This is a genomic window from Flavobacterium sp. CFBP9031 (genome assembly GCF_034044945.1).
GTDB lineage: Bacteria > Bacteroidota > Bacteroidia > Flavobacteriales > Flavobacteriaceae > Flavobacterium.
Window position 1 is genome coordinate 127,769 of record NZ_JAXCWF010000003.1, and the last position, 14,179, is coordinate 141,947.

Consider the following 14,179-nt stretch of genomic DNA (forward strand, 5'->3'; position numbering starts at 1 on the left):
AAATAAAGAGTTTTCAAATCTAAATATTTTGAAAACTCTTTATTAAATGAACTTATATGGTGAAAAATTAGTTTTCCTGTTTAAAGCAAAGCGGAATAATTTCGCCTTTGGCTAAACAGTATTTCTCAACCAATTCTGGTGCAATTTTATTTGTATAATCTTCTTCGATAACAATAAATCCAATGCTTCTTAATTTATCGAAATAATCGCGTCCGTAAACACGTACGTGATCATATTGTCCGAAGATTTTTGCGCGTTCTTTCTGGTCTGTAATCGAATCATCAGCAAATGTAACTTCGCGAGATAAATCCTGAGGAATCTGTAAAATTGCCATTCCGCCTGGTTTTAAAACACGGTATAATTCCTGCATTGCTTTTGTGTCGTCTGGAATGTGCTCTAAAACGTGATTGCATAAAATAACGTCATATTCGTTATCCTTAAAAGGTAAATTACAGATGTCTGCTTTTACATCGGCCAATGGCGAAAGTAAGTCAGTTGTTGTATAATCTAAGTTTTTCTGCTTGCGAAATCTTTTGTAAAAAGCTTGTTCCGGAGCAAAATGCAATACTTTTTTTGGTGCTGTAAAAAAATCAGTCTGATCATTTAAATACAGCCAAAGTAAACGGTGTCTTTCTAAAGAAAGCGTACTTGGCGAAAGCACATTATTACGCTGTTTTCCGTATCCGTAAGGCAAAAACGATTTAAAGCTTTTTCCGTCAATCGGATCTGTAAATTTATCTCCTTTTAAAGAGAAAGCTAAAATTGGACGCGCCACATAACTCAAACGAATTAATAAAGGACGCGGGATTGTATTTAAAACTAATTTGAAAAGTTTTTTCACAGTTAAATAAATTTGAACACGAATTTCACAAATTGACACTAATTATCGTTGTGGTGAAATTTCACGAACTTTGATTTGGGTTATAATATTATTCTTTTGTATTTAAGGCTGTCTTCTCCAAAATTGACTAATAAACCAAGTTTGTTTTTTGATGCAGCCAAATAATTTAATGTTTGTTTTATCTCGCTTGTTGTTAATGATGTAATTGCTTTAAGTTCTAAAATAATTTCATCGAAAATCACAAAATCTGCAAAATAGTAACTCGGCAATATAATGTCTTTATAAGCGATATTATATCTTAATTCTCGATTATAAGGAATTTCATTTCGTTTAAATTCATATTCTAAAGCATCACCATAAACCTTTTCATTATGTCCTTTTCCTAGAATTTTATGGACTTCCATACAAATCCCAATAATTTTATAGGATTCCTCTTTTAAATATAATTCACTCATTCTTCATTCTTTCATTTCAGTGAAATCTCGACAAAATATTATTTCGTGTTAATTTGTGAAATTTGTGTTATAATACCAAAGGAACTTGTCTAAATTCATCTTCTTCGTTGCTCTCAATTCCAAGGGCTTTGTAGATGTATTTGAAAGTTGACAGTAACTCAGGTTTTCCATCAATTAAAGCTACATCGTGCTCAAAATGTGCACTAGGTTTTCCGTCTGCAGTCAAGATTGTCCAGCCATCTTTAAGTTGTTTGATGTTTCTAGTTCCCATGTTGATCATAGGTTCGATTGCTACAACCATTCCTTCTACAAAAAGCTTTCCGCGTCCGCGTTTTCCGTAATTTGGCATTTCTGGTTCTTCGTGCATTTTTTGCCCAACACCATGTCCAACCAATTCACGAACTACTCCGTAACCGTGAGCTTCAGTATATTTTTGAATCGCATTTCCAACATCTTCTACACGATTTCCGGCTTTAAATTCTCTAATTCCAACGTAAAGAGATTCTTTAGTTACGCGCAAAAGTTTTTTAACTTCCGGTGCAACTTCTCCAATTTCGAAACTGTAAGCGTGGTCTCCGTGGAAACCATTTTTGAATGCGCCACAGTCAACCGAAATAACGTCACCATTTTTAAGAGGTGTATTATTAGGAATACCGTGAACAACTTGAGCGTTTGGACTCATGCAAAGCGAATTCGGGAAATCATACAATCCAAGGAAACTTGGAACTGCGCCATGATCGCGAATAAATTCTTCGGCTAATTTGTCAAGATATAATGTAGTTACTCCTTCTTTAATTTCAGAAGCAATCATTCCTAATGTTTTTGATACGATTAAAGCACTTTCGCGCATCAATTCGATTTCCTCTCTAGTTTTTTGGATAATCATATTTTTTCCATTTTTCAGTTCGCAAAAGTACAATTTTTATCTCATTTTTTATGTAATTTTTTTTCGCCACGAATTCACAAATTATCTCAAATAAAAATCTTAAAAATCGAATTTCACAAACTTCATTAATAAAGAATTTAAAGGTGAAGTTTTGATATAATTCGTGAATTCGTGGCTAATAACTCGTGAGGCTTTCAGAAAAAAGCCATAAATTAGTAGTGCAAATATTTATATTTATGGAAATTTCAACTGATCAAGATATAGCTAAAGTAAAAGCATTAAAGAAAATGAAAGCAACTGCTTTGTCGCTTTTGGGTTTTGCGGTGCTTCTTTTTATAATTGCCATTTATTTTAAAATTCCAATACTTCAGGCTTTTAGTGAGGCGGCAATGGTTGGCGGAATTGCCGATTGGTTTGCGGTTGTGGCACTTTTTCGTCATCCGATGGGAATCCCGATTTGGCACACAGCGATTATTCCGACCAAGAAAAATGAAATAGGAGAAAACCTTGGAAATTTTGTTTCTGAAGAATTTCTGAATCGCGAAAAAATGGAGGTTAAATTGGACGAATTTAATTTTGCTGTTAAAGCCTCAGATTGGATTTCAAACGAAGAAAATGCTAATAAAATAGCAAATGTTGTTGCCGTAAATATTATTCCCGGAATTTTACGAACTATTAAAGACGAAGATGTCAAAAGATTTATTCAGGTTCAATTTAAAGAAAAAATAGAAGGAATTAATTTCGGAAATTGGGTTGCTGTTGCTTTGGAACCTTTGCAAAAAGGAGAATTAAAAAATCAAATGCTGACTAATCTTCTCGGAGTTATGAGTGCCGAATTGACCAATAATAAAGATTTAATCAGGCAAAAAGTAAAAGCTTCGACTCCGCTTTTAAGTTTCGGATTGGCAGATAAAAGCATCACAGAAGGTGTTTTTAATGGTTTGCAGGATTTTTTAAATGAAGCTAAAAAGCCTGAAAGTGCAGTTCGTTTAAAAATTGACGAATATATTTTTAATTTTTTGGAGAAAGTAAAAAACTCCGAAGAAATGAGAATTAAAATCAATGATATGATTTTAGGTTTCGTTGGAAAAAAAGAAGTTCAAGATTACATCAACGGAATTTGGGATGAAATAAAATTGTCTATTACAAACGATTTGAACAAAGGCGATGATTCTTCCATAAAAAATAGCATTTCAAATTTAGTTCAAACTTTCGGAAACGGAATTAAGGAAGATCCTGTTATGATTGATAAAATCAACAGTTTTATAAAAAATGATTTGTTATCGGTCCTTTTAAATAATAAAAAAGTAATTGGAGATTTGATTTCTTCAACCGTAAAAAGTTGGGATGGGAAAGAAGTCTCAGAAAAATTAGAATTGGAAATAGGAAAAGATCTTCAATACATCAGAATCAACGGAACTTTAGTTGGTGGAGTTATTGGGCTTATTATTTATGGAGTGGAGCAGATTTATCATTATTTTATTGTCTAAGATTATCAAGAAGTGCGCACAGTTTTGTCATTTCGACGAAGGAGAAATCTCCGCAAGTAACTCGACAAAGATTAGCGACATACTTTGCGGAATTTCTATTGTGATTTCTTCTTCGTCGAAATGACAATATGAAGAAAAATTCGGTTATTTAACTTTCAATTTTCTTTTTTATAATTTCCAAAAGCTCTTCTTTTGTCATAAAAGTATTCATGAAATCTTCTAGATTTCCTTCGTTAGTAACTTCTCTGAAAAAGACTTCATGATCTGTACCAAATAAAGTTGGATTTTCAGGTTGTGGGTCAGATAAAGTAATATAAAAATTATCGGGAAAACCGTAGTTTGTAACAAGTAAAATGAAATCTGGTTTTGAATCATTTGTAACTTTTATGATTTCACTTAAATCAGTTTCTTCATCTATAAATTCATCATTCCATTCTTCATAATCTTCCGTGCCTACTTTGAATGGAGTAAAAGGGTAAGCTTGCCAAAACATTTGCCCAAATCCTTCTTCTGTTAATCTAAAATATTTTTGAATGATTTTATCGTAAAAAGCGTCTTTGTTTTCTTTAAAAAGAGATTCGTTTTCGTCGATAAAATCCCCAATTCCATTAATTGGTTCTTGTTGTTCTGCAGTTGCCCAAGGAGTATCCTTTGGGCGTTGATATAAAACAGAATCAAAAGTTATTGATTGTAAATCTTCTAATAACGAATTACCTTTTACATTTTTGATATTTCCACCTAACTGTTCTATTCTGTTTAAAATTTCCTTTTTCATTTTAAGATAATTAAATTAAAACAAAAGTAAGATTTTTCTTTTGAATTAAAGTTAATGATACTTTGGTTGGTGGAGTTATTGGACTTATTATTTATGGAGTGGAGCAGATTTATCATTATTTTATTGTTTGATAAAAAATATTTCCAAGTATACGATTGTCAGGCTAAGCGAAGTCGAAGCCCATTTACGTTTCATAAGCCTTCGACTTCGCTCAGGATGATAATAAGAGTATGTATAAAATAGTTCTCGCAAAGACGCAGAGACGCAAAGTTTAATATTCTTTGCGACTTAGCGTCTTTGCGAGATTTTTTTAAGTTCCGTTTAAATGAACTTATATCACTTTTATGGTTTTAAATTTTCTACAAAAGCGAATGACAAGTCATAGCATTTGGCTGCTGAACTCCCATTAATTCTAAAATTGTTGGAGCGATATCACCTAACACACCGTCTTGAATGCTTTTTAATTGTTTGTCAACTAAAATAATCGGCACTGGGTTTGTTGTGTGAGCCGTATTGGGAGAACCATCAGGATTAATCATGGTTTCGCAGTTTCCGTGATCGGCAATTACAATTGTTGTGTAATCATTTGCAAGAGCAGCATCGATAACTTTTTTCGCGCAAGCGTCAACAGCTTCACAAGCTTTAATTGCAGCTTCCATAATTCCTGTGTGCCCAACCATATCGCCATTTGCGAAGTTTAAACAAACGAAATCAACTTCGCCTTTGTTCAATTCCGGAACAAGAGCATCAGCCAATTCATAAGCGCTCATTTCTGGTTTCAAATCATAAGTTGCTACTTTTGGAGAGTTTCTTAAGATTCTTGATTCACCTTCAAAAGGAATTTCTCTACCACCAGAAAAGAAGAATGTTACGTGAGGATATTTCTCAGTCTCCGCAATTCTGATTTGTTTTTTGCCTGCTTTTTCTAAAACCTCACCAAGTGTTTCAGTGATATTATCTTTATTGTAAACTACTTTTACGTTTTGGTACGTTTCGTCGTAGTTGGTCAATGTTACATAATATAGGTTTAGTTTGTGCATGTTTTGCTCGTGGAAATCTTGCTGAGAAAGCGCTTCAGTAAGTTCACGTCCTCTATCTGTTCTAAAATTAAAGAAGATTACAACATCGCCTTCAACAATTGTAGCAAGAGGTTTTGCATTTGCGTCAACAATAACAACTGGTTCGATAAATTCGTCTGTTACGTCTTTTGAATAGCTGTCCAGAACACTTGCAACAGCGTTCGTTGATGGAGTTCCCATACCATTTACCACTAAATCGTAAGCTAATTTTACACGTTCCCAACGTTTGTCGCGATCCATTGCATAATAACGACCGATAATAGAAGCAATTTTTACTGGAGTATCTTTAATATATTCTTCTAAATCGTGAATGTATTTTCCTCCCGATTTAGGGTCAACGTCACGTCCGTCTGTAAAAGCGTGAATGTAAACCTGATCTAAACCGTATTCTTGAGAAGCATCGATTAATCCGCGAAGGTGTGAAGTATGTGAGTGAACACCACCATCTGAAACTAATCCTAAAAAGTGTACTTTTTTATTGTTGTCTTTAGCGTAAGTAAAAGCATCAATTAAAACTTGCTCTTTTGCTAAAGTTTTGTGTTCTACAGCTAAATTTATTTTGGCTAAATCTTGGTATACAATTCTTCCAGCACCAAGATTCATGTGTCCAACTTCGCTATTTCCCATTTGTCCTTCTGGAAGACCAACATTTAATCCGTCAGTTCTAAGTTGAGCGCTTGGGTAATTTTTGTATAGACTGTTTATAAAAGGAACATTTGCATTGTCTATTGCAGATACTTTAGGGTCAGGAGATTTTCCCCAACCATCTAAAATCATAAGGATAACTTTCTTGTTCATTACATTTTTGTTTTCTACAAATATAAGGCATTTCTAAAGTTTGAAACCTTAGGAATGTTACATTTATATTTAATAAAATGAACTATAAAAAAAAATATTGATTTAATTAAAGAAGCCTTTATTTTTTAAAATTAATTCACGCTAAGCTCTTTTTCTGACTTTATTTTTGACGGCATTATAGTCAATAAAGTATTTGACACTTATAGAAAAGATATGTTTTAGGGCATCATTATTTAATAATCCTGCCACATTGTGTCTGTAATCTTTATCAATAACTCGTTCAAAATTAGCTGCATTATTTCGATACAGGGCCGAAAGCTGACTTCCAGGTGCAAACCACCAAGAATAAGATAAATCGGCATTCCAAGAATAGAAACTTGAATTTTTGTTGTCTGTATATTGTGGATACGGACTAAGATTTCCGTTTGATTCTAAAGTCAGAATATCTTTATTGTCTGCATAAGACCAATATTGGCGAACCGCTAGATTTATAGTCATTGCGCTGTTTATGGCATATTTTCCCCCTAAAGTGTTAGAATACGTAATGACGTTTCGGTTTGCAAAAATGATATCGTTTGGGGTGGCATCATTATCGTCAGCATCAATCTGATCGATGTAGCCTTTATTGTTGTTTTTTCTTAAATAACTAAAGAAATAAGTCAGTAAAAGTTTATCACTGAAACGATATCTCGGGCCAATATCAAAGCCGTACGTAATGCGTTCAGACTCATCAAACACATTCAGTGTTCCATTTAGGTCAATCGCAAATTTATGATTGTAATTGGTTGAAATACTTCCCCAAGTTTCTATTTTTCGCGGAATTATTACATATCTGTTGTCGGCACGCGGTTCGTAATAATCATTAATTTCTATAGGATAAAAAGTGATTCCGGTTCCGTAGTAATTATTTTTTACGGTAGTTAGATTTAAGTTCGCATTTACACTATTGTCCTGCAGTTTTCCAGATTCTTTGTTGAATTCGGTATACATATTATAATTGATTCTAAATGTATTAAAACGTTTAGTTGGATTTAGAATTCTATAATTGGCATTTCCGTAAAAGTTGTAATAATTGGTATAGAAATTAATCCCAAGATCATTCGGATCATAATCTTTCGTAACAAAATCAGAACCTATGCTATATCTGTAATTTCCACTGGTTTCGGCTAAACTTACAGTAGAATAAAAGCCATTTTTATCTTGAAGATCATTAATGTGGCTGTATTTTACGTTTCCAAATAAACTATAAGTATTGGCTTTTGTATTTAAATCCCAAGCCAGACCAGTAACATTTGCATCTCTAGTATGGCCATTTCGAGTTACATTGGTATTGATAAAAGTAACCGATGAGTTTTTTCTAAAACGCTGATCCAAAACCAATACATTATAATTGGTGAGCGGCTCTACAATTACTTGTCTCGTTTCGCCGTTTTCGGTATTTTTTATGGTGGCAAAAGTTTTTTCTGTAACAGCATTTAAAACCCCAATTCCAAGTCCGTTTTTTGTTCTTCCTGATAATTTTAAAGCGTTAACTAAATTTACTGCGGCGGGCAATTCGGTAATTTCTTCATTTTCATTTAATGATGGATCGATCGATGGAGTGCCACCAATTCTTCTAGAATAGAAAATATTTCCTTTACTAAACAAATCTGTTCCTTCTGTAAAGAATGCTCTATTTTCGTTAAACTGTTGTTCAAAAGGGCCAAGATTTAAGATCTGATCGTCATATTTTGTCTGTCCAAAATCTGGAATTAAAATAGCATCAACTGTAAAAGCATCTGTTATACCATATTTGATATCCATTCCGCCTTTAATTGTTCCGTATGTTTTTTGTCCCTCGGCAGCATTTAAATAATACGATGCATAAGGCATAAAGAACAATCGAGTAGGAGGTTTGATGTTTTCAATTCCTTCCAATGTTCCAGCTTGTTGTGTAAAAGTGCCAATCTTTCTGTCGACAAAATTCCAAGTATATTTATAACGGTCACGTTTAATTTCTCTAAAGAAATTGATTCCCCAAATTTGTTTGTTTTCTCCTGAAAAACGCAACGCCGAGTACGGAATTTTCATCTCAACCACCCATCCATTTTCTGCCATAGCGGCTTTACTGATCCAAACCGCATCCCAAGAATAATCTTCACCATTTGCATCGGTCATGATACAATCGCCTTGAACATCGGCCGCAGAAACGTAAAACATAAAGTCCTGTTGTCCGTCATTGAAGCCGTTTATAAAAACACCAAATAGATCTGCCGTTCCAAAATTATCACGCTGAGAGATTTCCTTTAAAATTTTAGAAGGCTCATCATCGTACATCATTGCGGCAATATAAATGGCGTCATTATTATATAGGACTTTTACTTCTGTACGTTTTTCATGCGGAATAGCTTTTCCATTGTCTGGCTCCAGCATGATAAAGTCTGTAGCAACTGGTACATTTTCCCAAGCAGGTTCATCTAGTTTTCCATCAATAGAAATAGTGTGCGAAGTTACTTGTGCCTGAATTGATTTTTTCTGGCCATAACTCCATACAGAGCATATTAGAAAACAGAAGAATAGAATTTTTTTCATTGGTTTTTTGATGCGAAATAAAATGCAAATGTATTTTTTATAGTAGCAATAGACTCTATTTTGTTCTACTTGTTACAGTTTTTGTTTCAAGATTTCCATTTTTGTTTCATTTTTTTTAAGAAATAGGCCAAAATGTTGTGATTTTTTCTGTAAGGCAAAATCTTACAGAAAAAGCATTTTTATGTTAATAATGTTAAAGTTTAAGTAAAAAAGGCCTGAAAATCAGGCTTGTATTTTGCAAGGCGTGATTTTTTTATATTTTTGCGATACCCAAATTTTTTGTTTAACCTAAAGAAATTCAATGATTTACAAAATTTATCCGCTATTTGTGTTTTTGCTGTTGTCTTTTGGAAAAGATTCAAAAAGCACACCCGACCTTAAAAAAAATGCCACTGTAAAAGCGATTGCTAAAGTCGAAAAAGTTACAGTAGATTCTAAAATCGAGAGCGTTTATAATTCATTAAATTCAAACAACTTTAAAATGCCCGAACTTAAAACTTTCTCGGAAGCTTTAAAAGGATTTTATTTGTTGAAAGAAAAAGGAGTGATTAAGAAAAATATCTTAACACTGATTGATTTTAGTTTGTCATCAAACTCCAAACGTTTGTGGGTGATTGATTTGACTAGCAATACCATTTTGTTTAATTCGCTTGTAGCTCACGGAAGAAATACGGGTGAAGAATTTGCTTCAGCATTTTCAAATCTTAATTCTTCATTTAAAAGTAGTTTAGGATTTTATGCAACTGGCGAAATCTATCAAGGAAAACATGGTGCTTCACTTCGTTTAGATGGCCTAGAAAATGGCGTAAACGACAATGCTCGCGAAAGAGGTGTTGTAATGCACGGTGCAGACTATGTATCTGAATCTTTCATCAGAGATCATAAAAGATTAGGCAGAAGTCAAGGCTGTCCTGCAGTTCCGGTTGAATTGACAAATGAAATTATTCAATTAATAAAAGACAAATCGTGTTTATATATCTATCATCCATCTAGAAGCTTTTCGATGGAGGAGAGGTTAATTTCTTAATTGATCATATAAATCCGAATCTAAATCATAAATATCAGCTCTGAAAATGAGCTGATTTTTTTTGCTCCATGCCGTCCAATACCATTGATATAAAGCATATTTTTTGGTAATCTTAAAGCTCATCGTTGTTTTGCTTGCAATAATTGTGTCGATTCTGTCTTGAGGCCAGTTTCCATCAACATCTAATATGTGTTGTGCTAGTTCTAATGGATTTTCAACACGCACACATCCAGAACTCATAGAACGATTATTACGTCCAAAAATACCACGGTGATTGGTATCATGCAGGTAAACACTGTGATGGTTTGGGAACAAAATTTTCATTAATCCCAACGAATTATCAGAACCAGGGCTTTGTACGTAACGATAATTATTAGGTTTGTTTTCATTCCATGCCATTGGAGAAACTACCTTTCCAGAAGTATCATAAATCGTAATATTTTTATTGGCTAGATAATTTCGGTTTCTTTTCATTGCTGGAACGACATCTTCTTTTAAGATCGTTGGAGGAACAGTCCAAGTTGGATTAAAAACAACCGTTTTTAAAAACGAAGTAATAATAGGTGTTCTTCTTTTACTAGTTCCTACCACAACATTTCGAACCAAAGTCGTGTCCTGACTTTCAACAACGTTTAAGCTGTAATCGGGAATATTAATAATGAAATAATTTTCAGCCAATTCTGACGGATACCATCTCCAGCGCTCCAAATTGGCAATTATCTGTTTTTTTCTGCTTTCTTTAGAATAGTTTAAAGCGCGGATAGTTCCTACTCCGATAACGCCGTCAGAAGCTAAGCCATGTCTTTCTTGAAATCTTTTAACGGCTTCAAAAGTTTTTTGATTGTAAATTGTTGTAAGGCTGTCTTTTCCTGACATATAGTTCCAATACAAAAGCCTTTTTTTGATGTTTATTAAAGCAGGATTAGTATCGTTTAAAACGATTTTATCAGCAGCTTCAATCGTTTTTACATGGTCATCTGGAAAAGTGTTTATGATTTCAAGTGCTTTTAGCAACTCTTTGTAAATTTGTGTTTTAGGCTGAATGTTTTCAACAACGCTGTCCAATTTGTTTTTGTTGAATCCTTTAATTAAAACAGAATTTACATCAAATTCCTTCGCGTCCAAATCCCAATTGGTATATAATTTTTTAGGGTCTAGCTTTCCTTTATATATATGATTTAGATATTTCTCAAAATTATAAGTCAGTAAAATGTCATAAGCGGCCAAATCTTTATCGCTAAGTGTAGTCACTTTGCTTTCAAATTTTTTAAGCTGAGATATTTTGTAATCTTCTGGCTCTAAGCCTAGTTCTTCAGATTTTTCTAATTGTAATAAAACAAAAGCTCTCTTTTTAAGATTTCCCCAAACCGTTTGGTTTTCAGATGCAATATAGAATTGTTTCAACGTTTCGCTTTTAAAAACATTTATCGTTGCAGTATCTATTTCAACTTTTCTCTCATCAGTAAGTATAATTGCTGGCACCTTTTTTTTGACAATGGGTGTGATTTCGGGGCGCTCTTTTTTGCAGCCCACAAGAATACATATTACTACTAAAAAGTAGATTTTTTTCATATTATAATTTTTTAAACATCAAATAATGTTCGCCAACATCTTTAATATCAAACGATTCACCTACTGTTTGGTAGTTCATTTTTTGATAAAAGCCTACGGCGGCTGTTCTTGCATTGAACCAAATCAGATCCACTTGATTTTCATTGCAATAGGTTTCGCAATGTTTTACCAAAGCCTCTCCAAACCCCTTTTTTTGATGGGTATCTAAAACCGCCATCCCACGAATTTGCGCCTGATTTTGTGCGGCAAATATAGTGTTGATTTTGTCAAATAATGAAATAATTCCTATTAAATCTTTATCCTCAAATAAACCAAAATGATGAGTAGACTCTAAATCATCGCCTTCAAACACGCAACTTTCGATAGGTTTTCCTTTTCTTAATACAGGTTGGCGAACAGCGAAAGTTTCTTTTGACGTAATTTCTTTAATTGTGATCATGATTTTTTTTAAAAATATTGTATTTATAACTTTTTAATTTTAAATCAGTTATAAATAATTGTTGTTTTTTATTAATTTTTTTTGCCGAAAAGCTTGTTTTTAACTGAACTTTCTTTCTATATTTGCACAACCAATGCGAAAGTAGCTCAGTTGGTAGAGCTCCAGCCTTCCAAGCTGGTTGTCGCGAGTTCGAGCCTCGTCTTTCGCTCTAGAAAACAAACTTATTAGTTTTGTTTTTGTGAAAATAAAATTTTTGATTTTTATTTGTTTTTAAAATTAAAATTTTTAAATTTGCACCCGGTTAATGCGAAAGTAGCTCAGTTGGTAGAGCTCCAGCCTTCCAAGCTGGTTGTCGCGAGTTCGAGCCTCGTCTTTCGCTCTTCAAAAGCCTCAAACATTGTTTGAGGCTTTTTTGTTTTTAGACTAAGCCTAAATTCTAAATATTTTTAAAATTGCTTCGCCTGTTCGCTATCGCTCGGGTCCAAATTCCAATTCTGTATTCCTTATGTTGACTTAATTTTGGAATTTGGAATTTTAAAATTGGATTTTACTTTAAATCGCTTAAGTCGCTTTCTGGTTCTAATTCTTGCGCTTCTTGATTTTGTCTAAACAATCTCGCAGATAAAGAACCTTTCAAAGTAATTTTTTCGCCTTTTACTTCAAGCCAGCTTCCTTCTCTTAAGCCCAAAACCGGAATCGAATTGAATGCATGAAATTCTTTAATTCTTGTTTCGCGAGTTTCTCCCATGTGTTTAGATTGCAAATCGGCATCCAGATAATGCGGGTTTAAGTTGAATGGAATTAATCCTAAAGTCTGAAAGCTTGGAGGATAAATAATAGGCATGTCATTCGTAGTTTGCATTGACAAACCGCAAATATTGCTTCCTGCGCTTGATCCTAAATAAGGCGTTCCATTTTTTACAGTTTCAGAAAGTAACTGCATAATATTATTTTTATAAAGCTGGGTAACCAGTAAAAACGTGTTGCCTCCACCTGTGAAAATTCCTTCCGCATTTTTTACAGCATCTTGCGGATTTTCAAATTCATGAATTCCTTTAACATCAATGTTGATGCTCGCAAAAGCTTCCGCAGCTTTTTGGGTATACTCATCATGCGAAATTCCGCCAGGACGCGCATACGGAATAAATAAGATGGTTTTACAGTTTTTAAAATGTGTTTTTAAAGTAGGTAAAATATATTCTAAGTAGTTGCCTCCGTGTAAAGTAGAGGTGCTTGCAATAATAACGCTTTTCATGATTTTTTAGACTCAAATTTTGTTTGTTAAAGATATTAAAAACTCTGTTTTTGTCTAAGTTTTTAATGGTTTAATTAACATATTTTTACGAAGTCATTAGTATTAAATTTGGAAGGACTTGAGATATTTTTACCGTTTTAAGAATATTTCTAATTTATTTTATTTTGTTTCAGAAAATTACTTGTTTTTTAATTGTGGTCGCGGGCCAGGTTTGTTGGTCTCAAAGTGAAGATCGTTCCGTTTTGAATGGAAAAGTGGTTTCGAGCACTTTAGATTTGGAAGGTATTTATGTGATCAATGCGCAAACAGAAGAAACAGTAACAACAAATGCGTCTGGATCTTTTTCAATCTTAGCAAAACCAACTGATGTTCTGGTTTTTTCTTCAATAAGTTTTAAAGAAAAAAGAGTGATGCTGAAACAAGAAGATTTTTCAAATCTTAATTTTGCCGTTAATCTTACTATGATTATGTATCAATTGCAAGAGGTTGTGGTAAAACGGTATGATAATATTAATGCCGAAAGTTTGGGGATAATTCCTATGGGGCAAAAGAAATATACTGCAGCGGAACGTAAATTGCAGACGGCGACTGCGTTAAATGCTACTGCAAATGCGGGATCAATGGCCGGCGGTTCTATTTCTGCAGATCCGTTGCTGAATTTCTTTTCAGGAAGAACAGCTATGCTTAAGAAAGAAGTTGCGGTTGAGAAAAAGGAATTTTTCATGAGGCTTCTAGAAAACATGTTTAGTCTGGATCATTTTATTGACCGATTAAAAATTCCGGCAGATTATGTAAAGGGATTTGAATATTATGCGATAGAAAATGATAAGTTTACGGTGATATTGAACTCTAAAAATAAAACTTCTACAGAATTTCTTTTAGGAGAATTGGCTGTAAAATATAAAGAAATGATTGCTGGTGAGGGTAAATAAGATTATATCGATTATTGTTTTTCTTTTTTTTGTTCAGGTTGGTTTTGGGCAAAAAACAG

General features: G+C 33.5%; 12 protein-coding genes and 2 tRNA genes. 5 read left to right on the plus strand and 9 right to left on the minus strand.

Annotated elements, in window-relative coordinates; all coding sequences use genetic code 11:
- Positions 1-67 precede the first annotated feature (67 nt).
- The 3 genes from SOM12_RS06250 to map form a co-directional block, all read right to left on the minus strand.
- Positions 68-841 (minus strand): class I SAM-dependent methyltransferase, encoded by a 774-nt coding sequence (locus SOM12_RS06250; protein WP_008467221.1) that lies wholly within the window; start codon positions 839-841, stop codon positions 68-70.
- Positions 842-921: 80 nt separating this feature from the next.
- On the minus strand, positions 922-1,296 hold the full coding sequence (locus SOM12_RS06255; protein ID WP_095928549.1) for a GxxExxY protein: 375 nt from the start codon (positions 1,294-1,296) through the stop codon (positions 922-924).
- A 67-nt stretch (positions 1,297-1,363) separates the two neighbouring features.
- Positions 1,364-2,182, minus strand: coding sequence for a type I methionyl aminopeptidase (gene map / locus SOM12_RS06260; RefSeq protein ID WP_095928550.1), 819 nt, complete (start codon positions 2,180-2,182; stop codon positions 1,364-1,366).
- 236 nt (positions 2,183-2,418) lie between these two features.
- Between map and SOM12_RS06265 the strand changes: the two genes are divergently transcribed.
- A complete protein-coding gene (locus tag SOM12_RS06265) occupies positions 2,419-3,672 on the plus strand; it encodes a DUF445 domain-containing protein (RefSeq protein WP_320492785.1) in 1,254 nt (417 codons plus the stop codon).
- A 148-nt stretch (positions 3,673-3,820) separates the two neighbouring features.
- On the opposite strand, the gene SOM12_RS06270 is transcribed toward SOM12_RS06265, so the two are convergent.
- The 3 genes from SOM12_RS06270 to SOM12_RS06280 all read right to left on the minus strand — a co-directional run bounded on the left by SOM12_RS06270 (position 3,821) and on the right by SOM12_RS06280 (position 8,895).
- Positions 3,821-4,447 carry a hypothetical protein gene (locus tag SOM12_RS06270; RefSeq protein WP_320492786.1) on the minus strand — a complete coding sequence of 209 codons (627 nt, stop codon included), beginning with the start codon at positions 4,445-4,447 and terminating at the stop codon, positions 3,821-3,823.
- Between the two features lie 359 nt (positions 4,448-4,806).
- Entirely contained in the window at positions 4,807-6,324 is a 1,518-nt protein-coding gene (gpmI, locus tag SOM12_RS06275; protein ID WP_320492787.1) for a 2,3-bisphosphoglycerate-independent phosphoglycerate mutase, read from the minus strand.
- 141 nt (positions 6,325-6,465) lie between these two features.
- On the minus strand, positions 6,466-8,895 hold the full coding sequence (locus tag SOM12_RS06280) for a DUF5916 domain-containing protein (protein ID WP_320492788.1): 2,430 nt from the start codon (positions 8,893-8,895) through the stop codon (positions 6,466-6,468).
- Positions 8,896-9,196: 301 nt separating this feature from the next.
- Here SOM12_RS06280 and SOM12_RS06285 point away from each other — a divergent pair, with 301 nt between their 5' ends.
- Complete coding sequence (locus SOM12_RS06285) at positions 9,197-9,922, plus strand: murein L,D-transpeptidase catalytic domain family protein (protein ID WP_320492789.1); 726 nt, start codon at positions 9,197-9,199, stop codon at positions 9,920-9,922.
- On the opposite strand, the gene SOM12_RS06290 is transcribed toward SOM12_RS06285, so the two are convergent.
- Together SOM12_RS06290 and SOM12_RS06295 are read right to left on the minus strand one after the other, a co-directional pair.
- Positions 9,911-11,494 carry a L,D-transpeptidase family protein gene (locus tag SOM12_RS06290; protein WP_320492790.1) on the minus strand — a complete coding sequence of 528 codons (1,584 nt, stop codon included), beginning with the start codon at positions 11,492-11,494 and terminating at the stop codon, positions 9,911-9,913. The two genes, SOM12_RS06285 and SOM12_RS06290, sit on opposite strands and share 12 nt — an antisense overlap.
- 1 nt (position 11,495) lies before the next feature.
- The gene (locus SOM12_RS06295; RefSeq protein ID WP_320492791.1) at positions 11,496-11,933 is read right to left on the minus strand and encodes a GNAT family N-acetyltransferase; all 438 of its coding nucleotides are present in this window, start codon (positions 11,931-11,933) and stop codon (positions 11,496-11,498) included.
- 135 nt (positions 11,934-12,068) lie between these two features.
- Between SOM12_RS06295 and SOM12_RS06300 the strand changes: the two genes are divergently transcribed.
- Both SOM12_RS06300 and SOM12_RS06305 read left to right on the plus strand, forming a co-directional pair.
- Positions 12,069-12,141 (plus strand) — tRNA-Gly (locus SOM12_RS06300).
- Between the two features lie 98 nt (positions 12,142-12,239).
- Positions 12,240-12,312: transfer RNA gene (locus SOM12_RS06305), tRNA-Gly, on the plus strand.
- Between the two features lie 168 nt (positions 12,313-12,480).
- Here SOM12_RS06305 and pepE read toward each other — a convergent pair.
- A complete protein-coding gene (pepE, locus tag SOM12_RS06310; protein WP_320492792.1) occupies positions 12,481-13,188 on the minus strand; it encodes a dipeptidase PepE in 708 nt (235 codons plus the stop codon).
- Positions 13,189-13,352: 164 nt separating this feature from the next.
- On the opposite strand from pepE, the gene SOM12_RS06315 reads away from it, so the two are divergent.
- Complete coding sequence (locus SOM12_RS06315) at positions 13,353-14,120, plus strand: carboxypeptidase-like regulatory domain-containing protein (RefSeq protein ID WP_095928558.1); 768 nt, start codon at positions 13,353-13,355, stop codon at positions 14,118-14,120.
- Positions 14,121-14,179: the final 59 nt, after the last annotated feature.

Bases quoted from the DNA above. Each gene is read 5' to 3' on its own strand.
- map (WP_095928550.1), bottom strand. From the start codon at position 2,182: ATGATTATCCAAAAAACTAGAGAGGAAATCGAATTGATGCGCGAAAGT.
- SOM12_RS06255 (WP_095928549.1), bottom strand. From the start codon at position 1,296: ATGAGTGAATTATATTTAAAAGAGGAATCCTATAAAATTATTGGGATT.
- SOM12_RS06280 (WP_320492788.1), bottom strand. From the start codon at position 8,895: ATGAAAAAAATTCTATTCTTCTGTTTTCTAATATGCTCTGTATGGAGT.
- gpmI (WP_320492787.1), bottom strand. From the start codon at position 6,324: ATGAACAAGAAAGTTATCCTTATGATTTTAGATGGTTGGGGAAAATCT.
- SOM12_RS06270 (WP_320492786.1), bottom strand. From the start codon at position 4,447: ATGAAAAAGGAAATTTTAAACAGAATAGAACAGTTAGGTGGAAATATC.
- SOM12_RS06265 (WP_320492785.1), top strand. From the start codon at position 2,419: ATGGAAATTTCAACTGATCAAGATATAGCTAAAGTAAAAGCATTAAAG.
- SOM12_RS06285 (WP_320492789.1), top strand. From the start codon at position 9,197: ATGATTTACAAAATTTATCCGCTATTTGTGTTTTTGCTGTTGTCTTTT.
- pepE (WP_320492792.1), bottom strand. From the start codon at position 13,188: ATGAAAAGCGTTATTATTGCAAGCACCTCTACTTTACACGGAGGCAAC.
- SOM12_RS06295 (WP_320492791.1), bottom strand. From the start codon at position 11,933: ATGATCACAATTAAAGAAATTACGTCAAAAGAAACTTTCGCTGTTCGC.
- SOM12_RS06290 (WP_320492790.1), bottom strand. From the start codon at position 11,494: ATGAAAAAAATCTACTTTTTAGTAGTAATATGTATTCTTGTGGGCTGC.